This is a genomic window from Ruegeria sp. SCP10, assembly GCF_040329495.1.
Taxonomy (GTDB): domain Bacteria; phylum Pseudomonadota; class Alphaproteobacteria; order Rhodobacterales; family Rhodobacteraceae; genus Ruegeria.
Genome location: NZ_JBDZYF010000012.1, coordinates 33,866 through 55,439, shown reverse-complemented (window position 1 = coordinate 55,439; position 21,574 = coordinate 33,866). Strand labels below are relative to the sequence as shown.

Genomic DNA, 21,574 nt, shown 5'->3' with positions numbered 1-21,574 from the left:
ATCATATTCCGGACAAAAAAACCCGAGTGCTTCGCAGCCCTCGGGTTTTTTCAAATCATGTGATCCGGGTGATCAGTGCAGTTTTTCACCCACATCCGCAATGGACGCGTCAATCAGCTTGTTGGCTTGCGCCGCGCTCATTTGCTTGGCCAGAACCGCGCTGGCTGCCGAGACTGCCACAGAAATCGCCTGATCGCGGACTTCTTTCACAGCCGAGGCTTCCGCCGATGCAATCTGGTCCTGAGCAGCCGCCAGACGACGCTCGATTGAGTTTTCCAGATCGACCTTTGCCTGTTCAGCAGCACGGACTGCGTCTTCCTTGGCGGCGGCCACAATGGCGTCTGCCTGCGTCTGCACTTCGCGCTGCTTACGCTCGTACGAGGCTAGCAGGCTGCGGGCTTCTTCGTGCAGTGCGCGGGCTTCATCCAGCTCGGACTTGATGCCCTCAGCACGATTGTCCAAAGCGCCGCCGATCATGCCGGGGACCTTGAAGTAGAACAAAACCGCGATGAAGACGATGAAGCCCAGCAGGACAACAAAGTCCGTGTTACCCAACGAGAAGAACGGGCCTTTGGCCGCTAATGCCGGGCTGGCAGCGCCGAAAGTCAGGATAAGGGCAAGAGTGTTCCGCATGTCACTTATCCTTTCATCTGCGCGTTGATCGCACCGTCGATGGCTTTGGCATCCGCCTCGCCGCCCAGTGCTGTCACCAATTCAGCCGCCGTATCTTTGGCAACCACTTGAATGCTTTCCAGCGCGCCGGCACGGATTTCAGCAATTGCCTTTTCCGATTCAGCCGCTTTGGCAGCGATTTCCGCATCCGCCGTCGCAATTGCGTCATCCAGATCAGCCTGAATTTCCGCGCGTGCTTCGGCAGCGATCCGCTGCGCCTCGGCACGGGCATCGGCCAGCGCCTTGTTATAGGCCTCTTCGGCCTCGACCGCCTTGGCCTTCAGATCTTCGGCCGCAGCCAGGTCATTTGTAATGGTCCCCTGACGTTCGGCCAGGATTGCCGCGATGCGGGGCAGGGCCACGCGGGACAGGACCAGAAAGATGACGACCAGCGTAATGACCAGCCAGAAAATCTGGTTGGGGAACCAATCGAAGCAGAGCTGCGGCATCCCGATGGCAGAGCCATAGGAGTCGACGCACGAGCCGGCTACCTCTTTTGTAATGGGTTCAGTCGCCATGATATCCTCCGTCGGAAACTTGTCTTTACAACAGGTGGGCCGCTATGGCTTGGGCCCACCTGCGCGTAAGGATCAGGTTCCGCAGATTATACGGCGAACATCAGCAGCAGCGAGACCAGGAATGCGAAGATCCCCAGGGCTTCTGCGAACGCGATACCGATGAAGAGGGTTGCGGTCTGCGAAGCAGCCGCCGAAGGGTTGCGCAGGGCGCCGGCCAGGAAGTTGCCTGCAACGTTGCCCACCCCGATTGCGGCTGCGCCGGAACCGATTGCTGCCAGGCCTGCGCCGATGTGTGCGAGATCGCCTTCCATGATGTATCTCCTTACGAATTGGAAGTTTCGATGTTGGGTGTTCGGACCTTAGTGCGACGGATGCAGCGCATCCTTCAGATATACACAGGTCAGAATGGTGAATACGTAGGCCTGGATAAAGGACACAAGGACCTCAAGGCCATACATAGCGGTGATCGCCAGAACGGACACGGGCGAGATCACGGCAATCGCGGCAAAGCCTGCGAACACCTTGATCACCGCGTGACCAGCCATGACGTTACCGGCAAGACGAATGGAGTGGCTGACGGGGCGTACGAAGTACGAGATCAGCTCGATAACCGCCAGGATTGGGCGCAGCGCCAGAGGGGCGCTGGACACCCAGAACAGACCCAGAAACGCTGCACCGTTCTTGACAAAGCCCAGAACGGTCACGGTCAGGAACACAGCCAGAGCCAGAGGGATGGTCACGGCGAAATGCGATGTGGTGGTGAACGAGGTCGGAATCAGGCCCAGGAAGTTGGCGCAGACAATGAACATGAACAGGGTCATGACATAAGGGAAGTACTTTACACCTTCCTTGCCGCAGATGTCTTCAAGCATCTTGTAGACGAAACCGTAGGTCAGCTCTGCGACCGATTGCATGCGCGTCGGGACAATTGCGCGTTTGGACGTAGGCAGAACCAGCAGCAGGATAACAGCGATAATTGCAAGGAACAGCCACAGTGTCACGTTGGTGATCGTGAACATGCCAACCGCACCGTCGCCGAACAACGGCTTAACGATGAACTGGTCCATCGGGTGGAAAACCAGGCTGCTGCCTTCTGCTGCGGTGGTCTCAGTTGCCACGTTCAGTCCCTCTCGTCCTTCTCGGCCGCCTCAGCCGCCGCTTGTTTCTCTTGAACCTCTTTCGCGCTGCGGAGCATAACCTTCACGCCCGCGACAAGGCCCAGCAATGTGAACAGCACCAGAAAGATCGGGATCGTCCCGAGCAGGCTGTCCAGCCCGTATCCGATGCCAAATCCGATCCCCAGACCGGATACCATTTCGATGACCATCCTCCAGGCAAGCTCGCCCCCGGACACGTCAGCATCTGCACGGGGCTTCGGCGCTTTGGCCTTTTTCGCCGCGTCGATCTTGGCCTCCAGCTGCGCCATACGCTGCTTTTGGTCATCATCGGTCACGGGCGTTTTCCTCGCACAGTCTTGAGGCTAGGTGCTAAGGGCGAAGAGGCACAGAGTCAACGCTATAGAATGCCCGAATTGCCACATCTTAACTTATTGTTTTATATATGATTTTCACGCCTTCTCTCGCAAGCAAATCGACGCGGAGGCCCACTGGCACCGGAAATCGAAGCAAATTCCGATATTCAACCAATCGGTTGACCAAACCCATGCAGTATGGTTCAGCGGGCCATGTCTAATGATCTGGATACCGTGTTCGCGGCGCTTGCCGATCCGACCCGGCGCGCCATCCTTGCGATGCTGCTTGAGGATGATATGGCCGTGACGGATGTGGCCGAGCCGTTCGAAATGTCGCTAGCGGCCGTCTCGAAGCACCTGGTCATTCTGACCAAGGCCGGGCTGATCTCTCAGGAAAAACGCGGACGCGTCAAATGGTGCAAACTGGAGCCCGACGCGTTACGCGCCGCCTCGGTCTGGATGCAGGGATTCGGGCAGTTCGAGCCGGTCAACCTGGATGCGTTTGAACGGTTTTTGGAAACGGAACTGCCCACGTCGGAGGATGGTCCTACCTGACCACAAAGACCGACACCTTGGCGTGTTTCGCCAGATACCCGGCATGGCTTGAGAAGATATAGTCCGTGATACGCGGCGCATGGGTTCCGACGACGATCAGATCCGCACCCAGTTCCTCTGCCGCGCGCGCTAAATCGCCATCGACCTCAGCCGCGACATCGACGGAATGGATGTTTCGGGTTTCGACCTGCACACCAGCTTTCGCCGTCAGATCCTTGGAAAGCGCAGCTAGCCCCTCGGTAACCGAGTCTTCGGACACCGGCACATCCCCAGGCTGGGTTCCGGTCACACTGACAAGGGTCACCCGTGCGTTCTGCCATTTGGCGATGTCACCGGCCACGGCAATCGCCTTATGGACCTCGGGCGGCAAATGAAGGTCTACTGGGATCATGATATGTTGAAACATGGTGTCCTCCTCTCCTTACGGAAAAGCATAGACACCTGGTCATTTCGGGGCCTTGATCTGCCTCAACAGAGATTTTGGCGCCAGTTTAGCCCTGTATCACGCTGGTGATGACACCTGTTTGGTCAGCGGAACATGACCACGGGTCGTTTTGGCCTTCGGCCAGAACCGTTGTGACAGACCCGGTCGGGTTCTTTTGGGTTTCTTGCGCTTTGACAGCGTCAATACGCACACCGCTTTCAGCCGAAACTAATGCCTCGCAACTGGCTTGCATGGTTGTCTCGTCGCCTGAGCCCTGCAAACCGCCTTGGCCGCAAGCGGCCAGCAGCACCAAGACTACCCCCGATAGGGTGGATTTCATTCCACTGCTCCCATAGTCATTTTTCATCGGTAGAATGGTGTCAAACTTGGGTGCAAACGCAAGCCTCAATCCGCACTGTATTGAACAGCGCTTGTGCTGGGCGTTTCTTCCTTCAACAGCAAAAGCAAGGCCAAGACGGTCAGCGCGATGCCGATGATGATCAACCCTGTTGGGGCGCCGTTGCCAAGGGCGATTTCCCACAGGATGACCCAGCTGGGCACCAGATAAGTATAGGCCATAACCTTTGCCGAAGGCAGCCTGAGCGCCGCGAACTGTACCAGCACAAAGCTGACCGCCGTGGCGAAGAAGGAGACATATAATAGACCGATCCAGAAAATGGTCGGCAAGCGCGACCAATCGGTGCTAACCAAATCTGACCAGCCAAATGCCACCAATAAGACGCACCCCGCAACCAAAGTGCCAAAGGCAAACACGACCGCAGGTTCACCACGGTTCAGCTTGCGCACCATTGGCGTGTAGATCGCATGAGCGACACAGCCAACAAAATAGATGACTTCCCCCTGGCCAATCTGAAAGGCACGGAAAAGCTGCCAATCGGCGCGAAAGATCACCCATAGCGCGCCGGTGGCCCCCACAGAAAGCGCAAGCGCCATCCTTGGGGTTGTGACCTGACGCAACAAGACCCATCCGGCAATAGCCGACAAGACAGGGGTGAGAGTAAACACAGCCGCTGCGCTGACCGGTGGGGCCGTCTGCAGGCCATAGAACATCAATACGAAATAGGTGGCAAACAAACCTCCTAGCACCAGATAGCGCCAGGGCGCTTGCAGCGCCGCACGCGACACACCGGTCGTCACAAAGGCAGCGATACCGATCACAACCGCCGCGATCCCAAAACGCACAGCATTCAGCGCAGCCGGCGCAATCTCATTCGCGATCATCGAACCCAGCGAAAAGCTGCCCGCCACAAGCGCCGAAAAGACCAGCATGGCCAGATGGCCACGGGTTTGCTCAGTCACAGATCCAATCCTTGGACTTCGCCTTCAGGAATTTAAGAAAAGCCTGGACCTTGGTGGTGCGGTGCAGATCAACATGGGTCACCAGCCACAGCTTTCCAGACCATTCCGGCAGGCTCTGCATCACTTCTTCCAGATCCGGGTATCTGGCCGCTTCCCAGCGCGCCATGAACCCGATCCCGGCCCCGGCCCGGACCGCCTCGGCCACGGTGAAGTTGTTCGAGCATCGGAATGTCAGCGCCTCGGCTGGAGCATTTGCTCGCAACCACTGCGAAAAAGGCGCGCGGCTGTTTTCGTCATCATTGCCGACAAAAGCGTGCTGCGGAAATTCTTCAATACTCTCCGGTTTGCCCCGGCGGGCGATGTAATCCTTGCTCGCATATAGCCCCACATCCTGCGTCACAAAAGGCTGAACCACGTTGTCCGGCTGATCCGGCGCTGACCCGGCACGGATGGCAACATGCGCCTCGCCATATTCCAACCGAAACAAGCGATCTCCGGTCAGATAGCGCACAATCAGGTCCGGGTGGGCTTGCTGGAACTCGCTCAGCGCAGGAGCCAATAAAGGTACGAGCGATGACAACGACGTCACCACCAACTCGCCTGAGACATCGTCACCACGGCCTTTCATCCGCCCCACCAGCTGATTGAACTGATCCTCGGTCGCCTGCGCCACCCGCAGCAGATCCTCGCCCGCTTCGGTCGGCGTGTACCCTCGGGCGTGACGCTGGAACAGCTTCACCCCCAACCGAGCCTCGATCGCATCGATATGCCGAATGACGGTCGCATGGTGTACACCCAATACATCGGCCGCACCGCTAACAGTACCCATGCGAGCCACCTGATAGGCCGTTCTCACTTCGTCCCAGTTATCCATAGCGTTTTCACTATTGTGCAATTTCCAACATTAAGTGTTGGTATATTCGAGTTTTGTTCGAAAAAACAATACTCATATCATCGGTCATAAGATAACTCTCGACCAAAGGACATGAAAATGACCAAGACCATCCTGCACATTGACGCGTCGGCCCGCCGCAGCGGGTCTGCGACCCGAGACCTGTCTGACCGCATCGTCAAGCACCTGGGGGCGAGCCGGATTATCCGGCGTGATCTGGCATCACCGCTGCCACTGTTAACTGAAGACTGGATCGCGGCCAACTTCACTCCCGCCGATCAGCGCGATGCGGTGCAAAGGGATCAACTGGCCTTGTCGGATCAACTGGTCGAAGAGCTTCAGCAAGCTGACACAATAGTCATTGGTTTGCCAATCTACAACTTCTCGGTTCCCGCAGCATTCAAGGCTTGGATCGACCTGGTGGCGCGGGCTGGCTTGACATTTTCCTACAGTGAAAACGGCCCCAAAGGCCTGCTAGAGGGCAAGCGCGCCGTTCTGGCCATTGCTTCTGGCGGTACCGCCATTGGATCCGAGGTCGATTTCGCAACTGGCTACGCAAAACATGTTTTGGGCTTTATTGGCATTCATGATGTCGATGTGGTTGCCGCTGACCAGCTGGCAATCGACCCGGACACTTCAGTTCAGAACGCGCATAAAGCAGTCTTGGAACTGGCGGCTTAATCGGTCTGGCCAATCTAATCAGAAATGTCCAATCTGAAGCTCAGACTGGCTGCGGGTTGGGCATAGACCATGAAGAAGATCGGAATACTTGGCGGCGTTGGCTGGGCTTCAACCGTCGACTATTATCGGGCCATTGCGGAAGGCTCTGGCCGACACTTCGCAGCACGTGGCCACGGGTCGCCGCTGCCTGTGCCACCAATGACAATCGAGTCGGTGACGCAGGCCAAAACCCGCACCCTGCGCGGTGTCGCTGGCGATGAAAGCAGTTGGCAAGATTTTGATGCGGTATTCCGAGACGCTTTGATGACACTCCAGCGCGCTGGGTGTGACTTTGGCATCATTGCGTCGAACACTCCCCATGCACGACTTCATACAATCCGCCAGGGTGTGACGATGCCGATCCTGAGCATTTTCGACGCGACCGCGGAGGTGACGAAAGCCACCGGTTGCAAGACAGCGCTGGTGCTGGGGACAAGCGTCACAATGCAGGCCCGAAACTACGCAGATCGTCTGGCCCAAGAAAGTATTTCGGCAAATGACACACTGCCGGAGGCAGACATCGCTGAGATGCAGGCCATGATCGACAGTGATTTCTACGGCGGCGCGTCAGATACGGCACGCGCGCGATTGGTGGCCTTCTGCAACCGGCATGCTGAACCCGGCACCGCAGTGCTGTTGGCCTGTACCGAGTTGCCTCTGGCCTTCCCTGACCATCTGGACGATCCGGTGTTCGAGGCGGATGGCCACTTGTTTGTCAATCCCTCTGCCGCCCATGTCGCTGCCGCTTTGAACGAAGCGCTTGAGGGGTGATCAAGGCAGCCAGGTCACCTCGCACCCGATCTTATCAAAGAACGCCATCAGGTCTTCGCGCGACAAAACAACGGTTCGGTCGTTGACCAAAGGGTGCATGTTGATGACGTCGGCCTGTTGCGCGGCGGCGTCCATGAAGAACTTAACGTTGTTCTCAACGCCGTTTATCATCGCCAGCGGACTAACCGCGCCGGGGCGAATGCCGAGGTTCTGAAACAGCCGATCCGCCGAACCGAAGGACAGGTTGCCAACCCCCAACTCCGCGCCCAGCGCCTTAAGGTCGATCTCGCGGCTCTGTTCCAGAGTCACCAGGTAGTTCCGCTTTTTCTTGTCGCGCAGATACAGGTTCTTAAGCCGCAGCGTGTTTTCACCCTGCACCATGAACTGGCCCTCGACCCCTTTGGCATCTTCAACGGTGCGCAGCGGGATATGCGTATGCAGCCGATAGGACAGCCCCCATTCATCCAGCTGCGCTAAAAGCGCATCCGAGCTAAGCGGCAACGTATCCTGAAAGACAGATGATGCGTCCATGGGAACCTCCTCGTATGGCGCGCTCATCGCTCAACAGACGGGTAAATTCAAGACACGACAGGCACAGTATTCGGTGCTAGCGTGCCGCCATGAAAGTCACGCGCAACACTCCGAGCCAACTGATCCTGTCCAATACGCCATGGTTCATCGGCATCACGCTTGTCTTTTTCATTCTGGCCTTTGTCGGTGCGGGCGTCTTCATGGCTAGTGAAGGTGGCGAAGGTATCTTCTTCGGCATTTTCTTCGCGCTATTTGGCGGAGGCATGGGCTTTGGCGCATTTTGCGCCTTTGTCCGCCGCGTGCAAGTCATACTGGATCGCAATAAAAACAGCATCCTGATCCGCAGACAGTCTGTGTTTGGGTATGATGCGGTGGAACATGAGCTCTCGCACCTCTCGCACGCGGAAACCGAAAGCACGACCTCGCGTAGCGACAATGGTACATCGACCCTCTATCGCCCTGTCCTAATACTGGATGAAGGCATGAGCGCCGGACGCCATCCCATTGTTGAGGCCTATTCCAGCGGGCGCGGCGCGCAAAGGCTGGTCGATGCGGTCAATGATTGGCTTCCGGCACGCAAGGTTGACTCTGCCAGCCAATCGGCCTAAATCGCCGCCAACATCCGGAAGCCTATGATCTTCCGGTCCCTTGAGTCGTTCAGGGATCGCCCCCCACCAGCGAGTTTCGCCCGTGGGGGCAATTGTGTATTTAACCGGTGTTTCTTATCTGAGAAGCGCCACCAGATAACCGGCTAAGGAGGCCGAAGGCATGTTTGAAAATCTATCCGAACGCCTTTCCGGCGTCTTTGACCGGCTGACGAAACAAGGCGCTCTGTCCGAAGAAGACGTCAAAACCGCCCTGCGCGAGGTTCGCGTTGCCCTGCTTGAGGCTGACGTTTCGCTGCCGGTGGCGCGTGAGTTCGTCAAGAAGGTTCAGGAACAGGCGACCGGTCAGGCGGTGACGAAATCGATCACGCCCGGCCAACAGGTCGTCAAGATCGTACATGACGCGCTGGTCGATACCCTGCGCGGCGAAGAAGACCCCGGCGCGCTAAAGATCGACAACCCGCCTGCCCCGATCCTGATGGTCGGCCTGCAGGGTTCCGGTAAGACCACCACCACCGGTAAGCTGGCAAAACGCCTGAAAGAGAAAGAGGGTAAAAAGGTCCTGATGGCCTCGCTCGACGTCTATCGCCCGGCTGCGATGGATCAGCTAGCGGTGCTGGGCACGCAGGTCGGCGTCGATACGCTGCCGATCGTGCCGGGCCAGTCGCCGGTGGATATTGCTAAACGCGCCAAGCAGCAGGCGACGCTGGGTGGCTACGACGTCTACATGCTCGACACCGCGGGCCGTTTGCATATCGACGAAGTCCTGATGGACGAGGTCGAGCAGGTCCGCAACGTTGTTGACCCGCGTGAGACCCTTCTGGTTGTCGACGGCCTGACCGGTCAGGTCGCGGTTGAAGTCGCCGAGGAGTTCGACGCCAAGGTCGGCATTTCTGGCGTGGTCCTGACCCGGATGGACGGTGACGGGCGCGGCGGTGCGGCGCTGTCGATGCGCGCGGTCACTGGCAAGCCGATCCGCTTTGTCGGTCTGGGCGAGAAAATGGACGCGCTCGAAACCTTCGAGCCGGACCGGATCGCCGGTCGTATTCTGGGCATGGGCGACATCGTTGCCCTGGTCGAAAAAGCCCAGGAAACGATGGAGATGGAACAGACCGAGCGCATGATGAAGCGCATGGTCAAGGGTCAGTTCAACATGAACGACCTGAAGATGCAGCTGGAACAGATGATCCAGATGGGCGGCATGCAGGGCATGATGGGCATGATGCCGGGCATGGGCAAGATGGCCAAACAGGTCGAAGAAGCGGGCATGGATGACAAGGTGCTTAAGCGTCAGATCGCCCTGATCCAGTCGATGACCAAACGCGAACGCGCCAACCCGCAATTGCTGCAAGCCAGCCGCAAGAAACGCATCGCTGCGGGTTCAGGGATGGAGGTCAGCGACCTCAACAAACTGCTCAAGATGCACCGGCAGATGTCGGACATGATGAAGAAGATGGGCAAGATGGGCAAAGGCAAGATGTTGAAACAGGCCATGAAGGGCATGTTCGGCAAAGGCGGCCCCAGCCCCGAGGAAATGGCTGCAGGCATGGACCCCAAAGCGTTTGAACAGGCTGCCAAGGCGATGGGCGGACGCGGTGGCCTGCCCGGCATGGGTGGTGGCATGGCCCTGCCCCCGGGTCTCAGCGGGTTTGGGAAGAAAAAGTAAGTGACACTTGCGCCCACCATATCCACCAAGCGCCTGACATTGCGCCACCACCGGCTTGAGGATTTCGAGCCGATGGCGAAGCTGTTTGCGACCGATTGGGCGAAATACATGGATGGGCCGTACTCGGCGCAGGACCTGTGGTCGATGCTGGGCTCGGACGTGGCCAGTTGGCAGTTTCTCGGATTTGGCGCTTGGGCCGTCGATCTGACGGAAACCGGTGAATTCATTGGTCAGGTCGGGATCAACAAGCCCCCGAAATTCCCGGAAACCGAAATCGGTTGGTGCATTTTCCCCGGATTTGAAGGCAAGGGCTATGCATTTGAAGCCGCCTGTGCCGCGCGTGATTGGGCGTTTCAGAACACCGGGCTGACGACTCTGGTCAGCTATATCGACGCGCCTAACACCCATTCAATCGCACTGGCCAAGCGGCTTGGGGCAATTGAAGACCCAAGCGCAGCGCGCCCGTCTCCCGAAGATGTCGTCTATCGCCACTCTCACCCGGATGAGCGGCAAGGCAGATCGGAGGCCTGCGCATGACCTTCCGATTTGAAGCCGCGCCCAATGCGCAAGGGGCTGAGCTGGCGGCTCGGGTAGCGGATGCCATTCCAACGCTCGAAACCGAGCGTCTGGTTCTGCGCGCGCCGCAGTTGTCGGATTTCGACACCTACGCCCAGATCGTGGCCAGTCCGCGCGCGCGGTACCTAACAGTCATGTCGCGTGAAGACGCGTGGTATGATTTCGCTCAGATGGTCGCCATCTGGTCGCTGCGCGGCCATGGCCTTTGGTCGGTTGCAGCGAAGTCAGACGGTCAACTGCTGGGCTTTGTCGTTCTCGGCTTCGAGCCGGAAGACCCAGAGCCAGAGCTTGGTTTCATCTTCACCGAGGAAGGCGAGGGCCACGGCTATGCGTTTGAGGCCGCAGGCGCTGCACGCGGCTTTGCGTTCGAGCAACTTGGTTGGGACACTTTGGCGAGTTTTATCGTCAAAGGGAACGAACGCTCTCAACGTCTGGCAGAACGGCTTGGCGCCTTTGTTGAACGCGAGATCGTTGAAGAGGACGGCGTTACCTTGGTGTATCGCCACCTCGCCACCGATGGCGATGGCGGGATGGAGGCCTACACATGACCTCGTTCACTATTCCGACCGTTGAAACCGAGCGTCTGATCCTGCGTGCGCCGCATCAGGACGACCTGCCTGCGATGACCGCGTTTTTCGCAACTGAACGCAGCCATATGGTTGGCGGGCCAAAGGATGAGCAGGGCAGCTGGGACTCGCTGGTGAAACGCCTTGGACACTGGGCGCTAAAAGGCTTTGGCTTGTGGCACCTGACCGAAAAGACCAGCGGCGCATTCGTGGGCTGGGCCGGTATGATCGACGCCCCCGGCTGGGCCGAGCCCGAGCTGGGTTGGACGCTGATGGCTGAAGCCGAAGGCAAAGGGCTGGGCTTCGAGGCTGCGGAAGCAGCCCGCGACTATGCGGCGCGGCATCAGGGCTTGAATGGTGTGATCTCTTACATCGCCCACGCAAACGACCGCTCGCGCGCTTTGGCTGAACGGCTTGGCGCAACGCTTGAGATTGAGAGAGCTGAGCTTTTGGGCAAACACGCTCAGATCTGGCGTCATCCGCAGATTGATTTGACCACCGAAAGGACCGGCCAATGAACAACCCCGTGACGCAGGCTGCTGCACTGCTCAAAGACCATCGCGAAAGCATCGACCGGCTGGACGCGATCCTTGTCTACACGCTGGGCGAGCGGTTCAAACACACGCAGGCTGTTGGCAAGCTCAAGGCCGCACACGACCTTCCCCCGTCCGATCCCTCGCGCGAGGCAGCGCAGATCGCACGGCTCGAAGACCTGGCGAAAGAGGCCGATCTGGACCCCGATTTCGCCAAGGCTTTCCTGAATTTCATCATTCAGGAAGTCATCCGACACCATAAGAAACATCAGAACTAACCGGCACCTACACCGGATACGCCATCTAAAGGAGATACCACCATGGCAATGAAAATTCGTCTCGCCCGCGGCGGCTCGAAAAAGCGTCCCTTCTACCGCATCGTGGCTGCTGACAGCCGCATGCCCCGCGACGGTCGTTTCATCGAGAAACTGGGCACCTACAACCCGCTGCTGCCGAAAGACAGCGAAGCGCGCGTGAAAATGAACATGGAGCGCATCCAGTACTGGCTGGATCAGGGCGCACAGCCCACCGACCGTATCGCGCGTATGTTGGAAGCAGCCGGCGCACGCGACAAGGCCGAGCGCAACAACCCCAACAAGGGGACTCCGGGCAAGAAAGCTCAGGAACGCGCGGAAGAGAAAGCTGCCAAGGCTGCTGAGGCAACCGAAGCTGCAGAGGCACCGGCTGAAGAAGAAGCTGCAGCAGAAGAATAAGCAGGCGGGCGCGTGCAGGATCAGGCTTTTACCGACGATTTTCGCACGCAGTTCGATCTGTTGATGCGGCTCCGGCGCGATGTGCGCCGGTTCCGCACTGACGCGATTGACGAGGCGGTGCTGACGCGCTGCCTCGACGCGTTTCGACTGGCCCCTTCGGTGGGGCTCAGCGAACCCTGGCGCGTGATCCGCGTCGAAAACCAAGCCGCACGCGATGCGGCGTTAAAGAATTTCCAAGCCGCAAACGCCCAGGCCCTTAAAGGCTATTCGGGCGAAAAAGCGCAGCTTTACAGCCAATTGAAGCTTTCAGGTATGCAAGAGGCCCCGGTGCAACTGGCGGTGTTCTGCGATGATAGCACCGATAAGGGACTTGGGCTTGGCGCAGAGTCTATGCCCGAGATGCGACGCTACTCTGTCGTCTCAGCCGTCACCCTGTTCTGGCTGACCCTGCGCAGCTATGGGCTTGGCCTGGGTTGGGTATCCATTCTGGACCCCGATCTGCTGAGCCGGGATCTTAACGCGCCAGACTCATGGCGTCTGATTGGGTATTTCTGCATCGGCTGGCCGGAAGAACCCTCGGACACGCCAGAACTGGAACGGGCGGGTTGGGAATGCCGGGATGATGTTCTTGCCATCGAGGTACGATAGCTGATGTTTGGTTTGTTACGCCTTCCCATCCTGCTGGTGATCGCCTTTATTGTCGGTGTGTTCTTTGAACGCAGCAATCAACGCGAGGCCTGCGAGGGTCTGGGAGAGTGGAAAAGCGGCATATGCGTAACTTCGGGTGGTGCAAATGAGTGATCTGATCTGTGTCGGCACCATCGCGGGCTCTTACGGGGTGCGCGGCGAAGTGCGGCTGAAAAGCTATTGCGCTGAACCATCGGATATCGAGGCTTATTCCCCACTGACCGACGAAGCTGGCAAAGAACGCTATCCTCTGGTTCTGACACGCACCATCAAGAACGGGTTCGCCGCACGATTGGGCGGAGTAGAGACCAAGGAACAGGCAGACGATTTGAAAGGCCTGCGCCTGTTTGCGCGCCGCGATCAATTGCCGTCCCTTCCCGATGACGAGTTTTATCACGCCGATCTGATCGGGCTTGAGGTATACGACACCGGCGGCACCTTATTGGGACAGGTGAAATCTGTTCAGAACCATGGCGCGGCAGACCTGTTGGAACTGCATGGGCCCGGGCTGAAATCAACTGTCCTGCTACCCTTCACGCTTGAGGCGGTGCCGACAGTTGATCTGGACAAAGGCCGCATCGTCGCAGACCCACCCGAAGGGCTGATCTGATGCGGCGCGTTTTGCTGCATCTTGGGCTACACAAAACCGGCACCACTGCGGCGCAATCCTTTCTCTATGAAAATCGCGAGCTGATTTGGCCGCATTATTCACTGGTCCTGCCCTACAAAACGCGGAAATCGGGCCTGGCAAACGCAGCGACACGCCATTCGGTTTATCGGCTGGACGACACGCTGGCCACATTCGGCAGCAAGATGAACACGTTTTTGGGGCAGATCGATTTCGGAACGCGCAGGGGTCTGATCCTCAGCGAGGAAAACTTTGGCGGCCTGCGGCCAAGCAGAAATCGCGCCGAAGGCTACGCCGCCATGCCCGAGCTTGCATCGACATTGGTGGGCACCATTCGCCGCCAACTGATCGGGGACGAGGTCGACATCACAATTTATTTGTCACTGCGCGAACGCTCTGAATGGCTGCGCAGCCTTTGGGCCCATGATCTGCAGCGCCGGCGCCTGGTTGAAGATTTCGATGCGTTTTGCGCGGCGCTGGACCACCTTCCAGGATTGCCGACCGTCGCCGACAGAATCCAGGAAAGACTTCCCGAAGTGCATGTGCAGACAAGATGGCTGGAGGATTTGCAAGAAACCCGCTTTGGCCCTGGCACCCCCTTCGCAGAGTTTTTGGGGCTGCCGCAAGACAAAGCATCCAAGCTTGTGCCGCCGTCAAAGTCCAACACCAGTTTGCCGCAGGATGCACTGAACGAACTATTGGCGCTTAATCGATCCCCGTTGGAGGACACAGCGCTGGTTGCGCAGAAGAAAGCCCTTATCAAAAGCGCCCAACGCGCGTTCGCGGATCAGACATGACCGATAAACCAAGCAAATCCCACGGACGCAAAGCCATCCGTCCCACCTTGAAACCACGTGAGTTGATGACGCCCACACCGGATTTGCATGGGGTGTGGAAGGCCAAGATCATAACCTTGTTCCCGGCCGCATTTCCCGGTGTCTTGGGTGAAAGCCTGACGGGCAAAGCACTACAGGACGGTTTGTGGCAGCTGGAAACCGTGGACTTGCGACAGTTCGGGATCGGCAAACATCGAAACGTCGATGACACCCCCGCGGGTGGGGGCGCGGGTATGGTCCTGCGTGCAGATGTGTTGGGCGACGCCATCGAGCACTCGATGGCGGATGTTCAAGGCAACTGGCCGCTGATCTACCTTAGCCCGCGTGGCCGTCGGATGGACCAGAAGATGATGCAACATCTGGCGCGTTGCGATGGCATGACTCTGCTATGTGGCCGGTTCGAAGGTGTCGATGAACGCGTGCTCGAGCATTATGGTGTGCAAGAGGTCTCGCTCGGCGATTTCGTGATGACCGGGGGAGAGATTGCGGCACAGGCCTTGATCGACGCCACGGTTCGATTGATCCCCGGCGTACTGGGCAATCAGGCCTCGACCGAAGAAGAGAGCTTTTCCTCGGGTCTTCTGGAGCACCCGCAATACACCCGCCCCGCCGAATGGAAGGGCCGCCCAATACCAGAGATTCTGATGTCCGGCCACCACGGACGCATCGCCGATTGGCGTCGTCAGATGGCCGAACAGATCACGCGTGAACGACGTCCGGATGTCTGGGAGGAGTATAATGCTCAATTGGATGAGGACTCTAACTAAACCGACGATGTTCGCATAGATTTCGGCTTCAGAACCCGCGACTCCGTTGAACGAGATCTCAAGGCACCCCGGCCTTCCATTGAGACCACACCTCGGGTGAGCTGTGAAAGACGTTGATGTCCACCTTGCCCTGAACCCCCGGCACCAACCCGGTGCCGGTGTATTGCCAGAACCGCCAAACCGCTCGCGGATAAACCTTGCTCGGGTGCCCAGCGACCGACCTTAGCCAGAAATCGGTCTTGGGCAGGCGTCCGATCTGAGTGTCTTCGTAAAAATCCACGGTGGTATAGACGATTGGCCTGCGGCCATAGTGGCGTTCAAGGATGTCCAGGAAGCGCTGCGCCTCGGCCCGGACGGTGCGGCCATCGGGGCGTAAGGTGCAAGTTCTTGAATGTGGCGTCCATTCCATATCCAGCACGTGCGGCAGGTCTGCGTCCTTGGGCACATTCTGTATGAACCAACGCGCCTGTTCCCGCGCAGACCGGCAGAAATAGTAATAGTGGTACGCTCCCCACGGCACGCCCGCTGCCGGCGCGCCCCGGCGATGATCCTCGAACAGCGGATCTGCAACGTCACCGCCTTCGGTTGCCTTAAGGAAGGCGAAGCTGACACCTGAGGCTTTGGCCTGGCGCCAATCAATCGGCCCCTGCCAGCGGGACACATCCAACCCATGCACAGGGTAAAGCCCGGGATGTCGCCCCTCCCAATCATGCGGGTCGGCGTCACCGAAATCCGGATAGATCACCGATGGCGCCGTTCGATCCACGCCGGGCTCCGCTTCGACAACTTGCGGCGGCGGTCCTTGCCGCCCGCATGAGATCAAGGCGATGCCCACAAACGCCAACAAAACGGGAAACCGCATGACATTGTCCTGTTTTTGAAATAACTGCTCGTTGAATTAGCCCCAGAATGCCTGAACCACCCGCCAAGGCAACGGCGCAGTTTCAAAGCGGCGAAATCTTACCGGCGACGCCCGAAATTTAGGCTTGATCCCTGCCCTCAAACCCCCTAAAGCAGCGCAATCCGGTGCCGCGAGACGCGACCCCGGTATTTTGGTTTGTGTCTGACGTGACGCCCGGCTTTCTTCAGCCAAGGCGCGACAGGAACGGACCAGGCAAAAGGAACATTCGATCTGACCTCTGGCGGGCTGTTCGCAGGACCCGGTGAAGACCAAGAGCTCTCAGCCCGTGCCCAAACTTCGTGGACCAACCACGAGCAGATAGGAGTAAATGCGATGGACCTGATCGCACAGCTAGAGGCGGAACAGATTGCCGCCCTGGGGAAAGACATCCCCGATTTCAAAGCCGGCGACACCATTCGTGTCGGCTATAAGGTGACCGAAGGGTCGCGCACCCGTGTGCAGAACTACGAAGGCGTCTGCATCGCGCGCAAGGGCGGCGAAGGGATCGCCGGTTCGTTCACCGTTCGCAAGATTTCGTTTGGCGAAGGCGTGGAGCGTGTGTTCCCCCTGCATTCGACCAACATTGACAGCATCACCGTTGTCCGCCGTGGCCGCGTCCGTCGCGCCAAACTGTACTACCTGCGCACCCGTCGCGGTAAATCCGCACGTATCGCAGAAGTCACCAATTACAAGCCCAAAGCTGGCGCCGAAGCGTAAGGAACGGAAAGATGAAAAAAGACATCCATCCCGATTATCACGTCATCGACGTCAAAATGACCGATGGCACCGTTGTTCAGATGAAATCCACCTGGGGCAGCGAAGGCGATCAGTTGGCTCTGGAAATCGACCCCTCCGTGCACCCTGCATGGACCGGTGGCTCGTCGCGCCTGTTGGACGCTGGCGGTCGCGTGTCGAAATTCAAAAAGAAATACGAAGGTTTGGGCTTCTAAGTCTGACCCGGTTCGAATGCGAGAGGCCGTCCCTTAGGGCGGCCTTTTTCTTTGGAACGTCCGCTGCGTGTTTAAATTAAGAAATCGTAATCTTTTGCTCATAAGGAAGGCAGATCGCATGAACATCTAAAGGGTACCAAAGCGTTCCCCAGGAGGTTGCAATGCTATCGCCAACCAAATTGCTCGCCGTCGCAGCAACTGTGGCTCTACTGTCCCACGCTGCTGTTGCAGGTCCAATGGATCACGACACTGACGTTTCTCCGCAGGAGGAGAACTTAGTGGAAGGTATGCCCCTTTGGGGCCCGTTCACACCAGATTTCCCACTGTCCTTGCTGATCGAGAATTGGGACAGCAGCCAGCCCGCGCCACCGACAATGGTCTAGAAACAAAGTTGTTTTCAGTTTTGCGGACAGAAGTCACAGCACCAGATCAATCGCTCCATAGGCTCATACCCAAATGGAAAGTGCTACCGGCAGCACAAGAATGGTCGTGAGTGTCGACACGAGAATGAACCCGGCTACATCGGGCCCATATTCCGGCAAGTGCTGGTCAATGAACAAATAGGTCGCAACCGAAGATGGCATCAGGCAGCAAAGGATCAGCGCGCCCCGTTCTGTGCCGGTGAAGCCAAAGAACCAGATCAGCGCGCTGGCAATCCCGACGGCCATGAGAAGATGCAGCCCGGTCAACAAAACAGCGCGCCCAAGGCTAGATATCTTCAACATAGCAAGCGTGTGGCCCAGCGTCAGGAGCATCAACGGGATAGACAGCCCACCCAAGATATCGAACGACTTGGCAATTGGTTGCGGCAAGCTTGTGCCTGTACTCATCAGGATCAGCGATGCCGCCACCGCATAGATAATCGGCGAAGTCGCTAACTTTTTGGGTGAGAATTCTCCGGCGGGGATCCACATGCCCACCGTGAAGATACTGATCAACACCACAACGACAAACGCCATCGTATAAGCCATACCCGCGTCCCCCAACGCCAGTAGCGTGATCGGCAGGCCGATATTGCCTACATTGCCATGCATCAATGGCGTCAAAAAAGCGCGCACCGGCAGGCGCAGCATCTTAAGTGCGACAAATCCCAAAACGCCAAATCCCGCCACGGCCAAAGCCGCAGCACTCATCATGTCCAGAAACGTACTCACATCCAGATTGGTGGTCGCCAGGTGAGATATGATCAGTGTTGGATAGCCGACTTTCGAGACAATCCCCCCAATCACCTTATTGTCGAACGGCGTTTTGGTCAGCGCCAATCCGTACCCGATGCCTGCGCAGATCAGCACCGGTAAAACGACGTTGAAAACGTTCAGAAACAGATGCTCCAAACCCAAAACTCCCTGCCCGGCCTTTGATTGGACCGTGAATTAGCCGCACCAGTTTAGCAAGCACCCCGTGTTAACCCGCGAAGGGTGTTGAGTTTTCCAAAATTGTCTTGGATATCGCCACAAACCACGGTCAGAGGTTCTTTTCATCCCTTCAGACACAACATATAGTGGGTTCTAACAACGTGTAGACAAGCACGGCGGGACTTGGGAATACAAGCATGGCACATATCATTGTAGTCGGGAATGAAAAGGGCGGCGCCGGGAAATCGACCGTCTCGATGCATGTAGCAACGGCACTGGCCCGTTTGGGCAACAAGGTCAGTACCTTGGATCTGGACCTGCGCCAGCGCAGCCTTGGCCGCTATTTTGAGAACCGCAGCAACTTTCTGAAAGGGGCCGAGCTGACGCTTCCCAGCCCGTTGCACCACGACCTGCCCGAGATCGACGCAAGCACATTGAAACCGGGCGAGAACATCTATGATCACCGCCTGTCCGCCGCTGTGGCTGAACTGGAAAGCGACAGTGATTTCATTCTGATCGATTGCCCGGGATCGCATACACGGCTCAGCCAGGTGGCACATTCGCTGGCAGATACGTTAATCACGCCGCTGAACGACAGCTTTATCGATTTTGACCTACTGGCGCGCATCGATTCAAAGGGTGAAAAGATTCTTGGACCCTCGGTATATTCCGAAATGGTCTGGAACGCGCGACAGCTGCGAGCGCAGGCCGGTCTGAAACCCATCGATTGGGTGGTCGTGCGCAACAGGGTCGGAACTCAGCGCATGGTCAACAAGGAAAAGATGCAACGTGCGATCGAGCTGCTTTCGCAGCGCATCGGTTTCCGCGTTGCCTCTGGCTTCTCGGAACGTGTGATTTTCCGCGAGTTGTTTCCCCGCGGGCTGACCTTGCTGGACCTCAAGGACATCGGGGTTAAACAGCTGAACATCTCAAACATCGCCGCCCGGCAAGAGCTGCGCGACATGATGCGCGAGCTGAACCTGCCAAGTGTGGAAATCGATTTCTGATCACTCAGCGCCCAAACACGAGCAGCCTTTCAGTGATGCAGAACCGGATCAGCTTCATCCGCCGGATCAACAATTGGATCAAGAACCAACAGCAACCGGGTTTCGCCCGTGCCTTCAATCGGTGGTGATCGATGCAAAAGGCCTGATTTCGGTGTCTCTGGCCAACGGGTTCCGCGCAGCAGGATTGGCGATCCGGTCGGGACAGTGAACACCCGCCTCGGATCTTCTCCATTGGTGGAGATACCATATTGCGTTCCCGTCCCACGGTATGTGCAAACAAGCCGGGCTGTGACAGCGTCAATGTGGAACCGTCGACAGGCATTTGTTGCGACAACGTCCAGACGCATCCGCACCCAGGTTGCTTGCATCACATCGGAAAACACTGCGGACAACGCGGCAACATCGTCGATCAGCCGATCCCGTTCGATGCACTCCGGGGTGCCCGAGGTTTGACAAATCTTGCCCAATGCATCGCGCACCACGTCCGGCTGAAGGATTATACGTGCCTTCGGCAGTTCTTCTGGTTCAAGTGCATCCAGCCAGCCCTGAAAACGGATCAAAGGAGCCCTGCGCCAGATCGCAGCAGCACAGCCTGGGTGATGAATCGCGCTTAGATCTTTAGGGTTCGAGGCGACGCCAACACCTATGGCCGCATCCTTCACAACCTCCCGTACAAAGCTCATGCCGCAGCCTCGGCGCGTCGCCACAGCGGGAAGGGATCGGGCAGATCCGGCAGGTCTTCGACACGGGCCGCAGCCATCGCTGGCAGCAAAGCCGCATCCAGCCGTGCTTTGAGCGTCGGCCAGTCGATACCGCTGCCGATAAACACAATCTCTTGCCGGCGATCGCCCCATGGCTTCTGCCAATGGGCCTGCATATAGGCCCGAGCGCTTTCGTGATCCGGGCGGCGATCTTCAGGAACCGTTGCCCACCAGGTGCCCAGTGGCTGAACCGAGGACAACGCACCAGCCAGCGAGAACTCAGCCACCCAATCCGGGCGCGTGGCGATCCAGAAATGCCCTTTGGCACGGATCACACCGGGCAAGTCCCCGTTCAGCACCTCAAGGATTTTCTCGGGCACAAAGGGCTGACGCGCGCGGTAGACGAAGCTTGTCACCCCGTATTCTTCGGTTTCCGGCACGTGATCCGCAAACCCATAGAGTTCTTTGGCCCACATCGGATGCTCATGAGCCTTCTCAAAATCGAACATCCCAGTATCGAGAATGGCATCAGCCGCGACATCGGAATGGTTCGTTTCGATAATCGTTGCATCTGCATTCAGGCTACGAATGATCTTACGCGCCGCATCCACACGCTCGGGCCCTGCATCATCAACCTTGTTTAGGATTACCACATCCGCAAATTCGATCTGGTCGGTCAGCAAATGTACCAGAGTGCGCTCGTCCTCTTCGCCCATCGTCTCGCCACGATCGCTCAGGAAATCATGGCTGGAATAGTCCTGTAGCAGGTTCACCGCGTCGACAACTGTGACCATAGTGTCCAGCCGCGATACATCGGACAGGCTTTGCCCTAACTCATCGCGGAAATCGAATGTAGCGGCGACAGGCAAAGGTTCGGAAATTCCGGTCGACTCGATCAACAGATAGTCAAACCGGCCTTCACCGGCCAAACGGCGAACCTCGTCCAACAGGTCGTCACGCAGCGTGCAGCAGATGCAACCATTCGACATTTCGACCAATGTCTCATCTGTGCGCGACAGTTCGGTGTCGGCACGCACCAGATCAGCGTCGATGTTCACTTCGGACATGTCATTGACGATCACCGCCACCCGGCGGCCATCGCGATTGTTCAGAACACGGTTCAACAGCGTGGTTTTACCGGCGCCGAGGAAACCTGAAAGAACTGTTACGGGAAGCCGGGTATCGGTCATAGCATGCTACCTGTTCTGT

General features: G+C 57.8%; 33 protein-coding genes. 19 read left to right on the top strand and 14 right to left on the bottom strand.

Going from position 1 to position 21,574, the window contains the following annotated elements; all coding sequences use genetic code 11:
- Positions 1–72 precede the first annotated feature (72 nt).
- From ABLN87_RS19015 to ABLN87_RS18995, 5 genes are all read right to left on the bottom strand, one after another.
- Positions 73–633 (bottom strand): F0F1 ATP synthase subunit B, encoded by a 561-nt coding sequence (locus ABLN87_RS19015; RefSeq protein WP_353013313.1) that lies wholly within the window; start codon positions 631–633, stop codon positions 73–75.
- 5 nt (positions 634–638) lie between these two features.
- A complete protein-coding gene (locus ABLN87_RS19010) occupies positions 639–1,190 on the bottom strand; it encodes a F0F1 ATP synthase subunit B' (RefSeq protein ID WP_353013311.1) in 552 nt (183 codons plus the stop codon).
- Between the two features lie 86 nt (positions 1,191–1,276).
- On the bottom strand, positions 1,277–1,501 hold the full coding sequence (locus ABLN87_RS19005) for a F0F1 ATP synthase subunit C (RefSeq protein ID WP_005981269.1): 225 nt from the start codon (positions 1,499–1,501) through the stop codon (positions 1,277–1,279).
- Between the two features lie 48 nt (positions 1,502–1,549).
- Entirely contained in the window at positions 1,550–2,308 is a 759-nt protein-coding gene (locus ABLN87_RS19000; protein ID WP_170531413.1) for a F0F1 ATP synthase subunit A, read from the bottom strand.
- 2 nt (positions 2,309–2,310) lie between these two features.
- Positions 2,311–2,643, bottom strand: coding sequence for an AtpZ/AtpI family protein (locus ABLN87_RS18995; protein ID WP_170531415.1), 333 nt, complete (start codon positions 2,641–2,643; stop codon positions 2,311–2,313).
- 231 nt (positions 2,644–2,874) lie between these two features.
- On the opposite strand from ABLN87_RS18995, the gene ABLN87_RS18990 reads away from it, so the two are divergent.
- On the top strand, positions 2,875–3,216 hold the full coding sequence (locus ABLN87_RS18990; protein ID WP_353013309.1) for an ArsR/SmtB family transcription factor: 342 nt from the start codon (positions 2,875–2,877) through the stop codon (positions 3,214–3,216).
- Here ABLN87_RS18990 and ABLN87_RS18985 read toward each other — a convergent pair.
- The 4 genes from ABLN87_RS18985 to ABLN87_RS18970 all read right to left on the bottom strand — a co-directional run bounded on the left by ABLN87_RS18985 (position 3,209) and on the right by ABLN87_RS18970 (position 5,834).
- On the bottom strand, positions 3,209–3,622 hold the full coding sequence (locus tag ABLN87_RS18985) for a universal stress protein (RefSeq protein ID WP_353013307.1): 414 nt from the start codon (positions 3,620–3,622) through the stop codon (positions 3,209–3,211). The genes ABLN87_RS18990 and ABLN87_RS18985 overlap by 8 nt on opposite strands.
- A gap of 85 nt (positions 3,623–3,707) precedes the next feature.
- Positions 3,708–3,980 (bottom strand): hypothetical protein, encoded by a 273-nt coding sequence (locus tag ABLN87_RS18980; RefSeq protein WP_353013305.1) that lies wholly within the window; start codon positions 3,978–3,980, stop codon positions 3,708–3,710.
- A 65-nt stretch (positions 3,981–4,045) separates the two neighbouring features.
- Positions 4,046–4,960, bottom strand: a complete 915-nt coding sequence (locus tag ABLN87_RS18975) for a DMT family transporter (protein WP_353013304.1) — start codon at positions 4,958–4,960, stop codon at positions 4,046–4,048.
- Positions 4,953–5,834 carry a LysR family transcriptional regulator gene (locus ABLN87_RS18970; RefSeq protein WP_353013302.1) on the bottom strand — a complete coding sequence of 294 codons (882 nt, stop codon included), beginning with the start codon at positions 5,832–5,834 and terminating at the stop codon, positions 4,953–4,955. Before ABLN87_RS18970 ends, ABLN87_RS18975 begins: the two co-directional genes overlap by 8 nt.
- 117 nt (positions 5,835–5,951) lie before the next feature.
- Here ABLN87_RS18970 and ABLN87_RS18965 point away from each other — a divergent pair, with 117 nt between their 5' ends.
- Both ABLN87_RS18965 and ABLN87_RS18960 read left to right on the top strand, forming a co-directional pair.
- Positions 5,952–6,533: an FMN-dependent NADH-azoreductase gene (locus ABLN87_RS18965; protein ID WP_170531425.1), complete on the top strand. Its 582-nt coding sequence runs from the start codon at positions 5,952–5,954 to the stop codon at positions 6,531–6,533.
- A 69-nt stretch (positions 6,534–6,602) separates the two neighbouring features.
- Complete coding sequence (locus tag ABLN87_RS18960; protein ID WP_353013301.1) at positions 6,603–7,343, top strand: aspartate/glutamate racemase family protein; 741 nt, start codon at positions 6,603–6,605, stop codon at positions 7,341–7,343.
- Here the strand turns inward: ABLN87_RS18960 and ABLN87_RS18955 are convergent, their stop codons facing one another.
- Positions 7,344–7,874 (bottom strand): prolyl-tRNA synthetase associated domain-containing protein, encoded by a 531-nt coding sequence (locus tag ABLN87_RS18955; RefSeq protein ID WP_353013299.1) that lies wholly within the window; start codon positions 7,872–7,874, stop codon positions 7,344–7,346. It lies immediately after the preceding gene.
- An 89-nt stretch (positions 7,875–7,963) separates the two neighbouring features.
- Between ABLN87_RS18955 and ABLN87_RS18950 the strand changes: the two genes are divergently transcribed.
- The 12 genes from ABLN87_RS18950 to trmD all read left to right on the top strand — a co-directional run bounded on the left by ABLN87_RS18950 (position 7,964) and on the right by trmD (position 15,451).
- On the top strand, positions 7,964–8,482 hold the full coding sequence (locus tag ABLN87_RS18950; RefSeq protein ID WP_353013297.1) for a hypothetical protein: 519 nt from the start codon (positions 7,964–7,966) through the stop codon (positions 8,480–8,482).
- Between the two features lie 160 nt (positions 8,483–8,642).
- Complete coding sequence (gene ffh, locus ABLN87_RS18945; protein WP_353013295.1) at positions 8,643–10,145, top strand: signal recognition particle protein; 1,503 nt, start codon at positions 8,643–8,645, stop codon at positions 10,143–10,145.
- Complete coding sequence (locus ABLN87_RS18940) at positions 10,146–10,682, top strand: GNAT family N-acetyltransferase (protein WP_353013293.1); 537 nt, start codon at positions 10,146–10,148, stop codon at positions 10,680–10,682.
- The gene (locus ABLN87_RS18935; protein ID WP_353013291.1) at positions 10,679–11,269 is read left to right on the top strand and encodes a GNAT family N-acetyltransferase; all 591 of its coding nucleotides are present in this window, start codon (positions 10,679–10,681) and stop codon (positions 11,267–11,269) included. Before ABLN87_RS18940 ends, ABLN87_RS18935 begins: the two co-directional genes overlap by 4 nt.
- Positions 11,266–11,805: a GNAT family N-acetyltransferase gene (locus tag ABLN87_RS18930; RefSeq protein WP_353013289.1), complete on the top strand. Its 540-nt coding sequence runs from the start codon at positions 11,266–11,268 to the stop codon at positions 11,803–11,805. The genes ABLN87_RS18935 and ABLN87_RS18930 overlap by 4 nt, the downstream gene beginning before the upstream one ends.
- On the top strand, positions 11,802–12,098 hold the full coding sequence (locus tag ABLN87_RS18925) for a chorismate mutase (protein ID WP_170392662.1): 297 nt from the start codon (positions 11,802–11,804) through the stop codon (positions 12,096–12,098). Before ABLN87_RS18930 ends, ABLN87_RS18925 begins: the two co-directional genes overlap by 4 nt.
- A gap of 42 nt (positions 12,099–12,140) precedes the next feature.
- A complete protein-coding gene (rpsP, locus tag ABLN87_RS18920; RefSeq protein ID WP_353013288.1) occupies positions 12,141–12,533 on the top strand; it encodes a 30S ribosomal protein S16 in 393 nt (130 codons plus the stop codon).
- A 12-nt stretch (positions 12,534–12,545) separates the two neighbouring features.
- Positions 12,546–13,181, top strand: a complete 636-nt coding sequence (gene bluB, locus ABLN87_RS18915) for a 5,6-dimethylbenzimidazole synthase (protein WP_353013286.1) — start codon at positions 12,546–12,548, stop codon at positions 13,179–13,181.
- Positions 13,182–13,184: 3 nt separating this feature from the next.
- Complete coding sequence (locus ABLN87_RS18910) at positions 13,185–13,334, top strand: hypothetical protein (protein WP_170531444.1); 150 nt, start codon at positions 13,185–13,187, stop codon at positions 13,332–13,334.
- Positions 13,327–13,830 carry a ribosome maturation factor RimM gene (gene rimM, locus ABLN87_RS18905; RefSeq protein ID WP_353013284.1) on the top strand — a complete coding sequence of 168 codons (504 nt, stop codon included), beginning with the start codon at positions 13,327–13,329 and terminating at the stop codon, positions 13,828–13,830. Before ABLN87_RS18910 ends, rimM begins: the two co-directional genes overlap by 8 nt.
- Positions 13,830–14,645 carry a hypothetical protein gene (locus ABLN87_RS18900; RefSeq protein WP_353013282.1) on the top strand — a complete coding sequence of 272 codons (816 nt, stop codon included), beginning with the start codon at positions 13,830–13,832 and terminating at the stop codon, positions 14,643–14,645. Before rimM ends, ABLN87_RS18900 begins: the two co-directional genes overlap by 1 nt.
- Complete coding sequence (gene trmD / locus ABLN87_RS18895) at positions 14,642–15,451, top strand: tRNA (guanosine(37)-N1)-methyltransferase TrmD (protein ID WP_353013280.1); 810 nt, start codon at positions 14,642–14,644, stop codon at positions 15,449–15,451. The genes ABLN87_RS18900 and trmD overlap by 4 nt, the downstream gene beginning before the upstream one ends.
- 58 nt (positions 15,452–15,509) lie before the next feature.
- On the opposite strand, the gene ABLN87_RS18890 is transcribed toward trmD, so the two are convergent.
- Complete coding sequence (locus ABLN87_RS18890; RefSeq protein ID WP_353013278.1) at positions 15,510–16,313, bottom strand: glycoside hydrolase family 25 protein; 804 nt, start codon at positions 16,311–16,313, stop codon at positions 15,510–15,512.
- Between the two features lie 372 nt (positions 16,314–16,685).
- Between ABLN87_RS18890 and rplS the strand changes: the two genes are divergently transcribed.
- From rplS to ABLN87_RS18875, 3 genes are all read left to right on the top strand, one after another.
- On the top strand, positions 16,686–17,069 hold the full coding sequence (gene rplS / locus ABLN87_RS18885) for a 50S ribosomal protein L19 (RefSeq protein WP_170531453.1): 384 nt from the start codon (positions 16,686–16,688) through the stop codon (positions 17,067–17,069).
- Between the two features lie 11 nt (positions 17,070–17,080).
- Complete coding sequence (gene rpmE, locus ABLN87_RS18880; RefSeq protein WP_267366773.1) at positions 17,081–17,302, top strand: 50S ribosomal protein L31; 222 nt, start codon at positions 17,081–17,083, stop codon at positions 17,300–17,302.
- A gap of 161 nt (positions 17,303–17,463) precedes the next feature.
- Entirely contained in the window at positions 17,464–17,685 is a 222-nt protein-coding gene (locus tag ABLN87_RS18875; RefSeq protein WP_353013276.1) for a hypothetical protein, read from the top strand.
- A 63-nt stretch (positions 17,686–17,748) separates the two neighbouring features.
- Here the strand turns inward: ABLN87_RS18875 and ABLN87_RS18870 are convergent, their stop codons facing one another.
- Entirely contained in the window at positions 17,749–18,636 is an 888-nt protein-coding gene (locus ABLN87_RS18870; RefSeq protein WP_353013274.1) for an AEC family transporter, read from the bottom strand.
- Between the two features lie 218 nt (positions 18,637–18,854).
- Between ABLN87_RS18870 and ABLN87_RS18865 the strand changes: the two genes are divergently transcribed.
- Positions 18,855–19,664, top strand: coding sequence for a division plane positioning ATPase MipZ (locus ABLN87_RS18865; RefSeq protein ID WP_353013272.1), 810 nt, complete (start codon positions 18,855–18,857; stop codon positions 19,662–19,664).
- Positions 19,665–19,693: 29 nt separating this feature from the next.
- Here ABLN87_RS18865 and ABLN87_RS18860 read toward each other — a convergent pair whose 3' ends face one another.
- Both ABLN87_RS18860 and ABLN87_RS18855 read right to left on the bottom strand, forming a co-directional pair.
- Positions 19,694–20,347: a DUF1826 domain-containing protein gene (locus ABLN87_RS18860; RefSeq protein WP_353013270.1), complete on the bottom strand. Its 654-nt coding sequence runs from the start codon at positions 20,345–20,347 to the stop codon at positions 19,694–19,696.
- Positions 20,344–21,555: a GTP-binding protein gene (locus ABLN87_RS18855; protein ID WP_353013268.1), complete on the bottom strand. Its 1,212-nt coding sequence runs from the start codon at positions 21,553–21,555 to the stop codon at positions 20,344–20,346. The genes ABLN87_RS18860 and ABLN87_RS18855 overlap by 4 nt, the downstream gene beginning before the upstream one ends.
- Positions 21,556–21,574 lie beyond the last annotated feature (19 nt).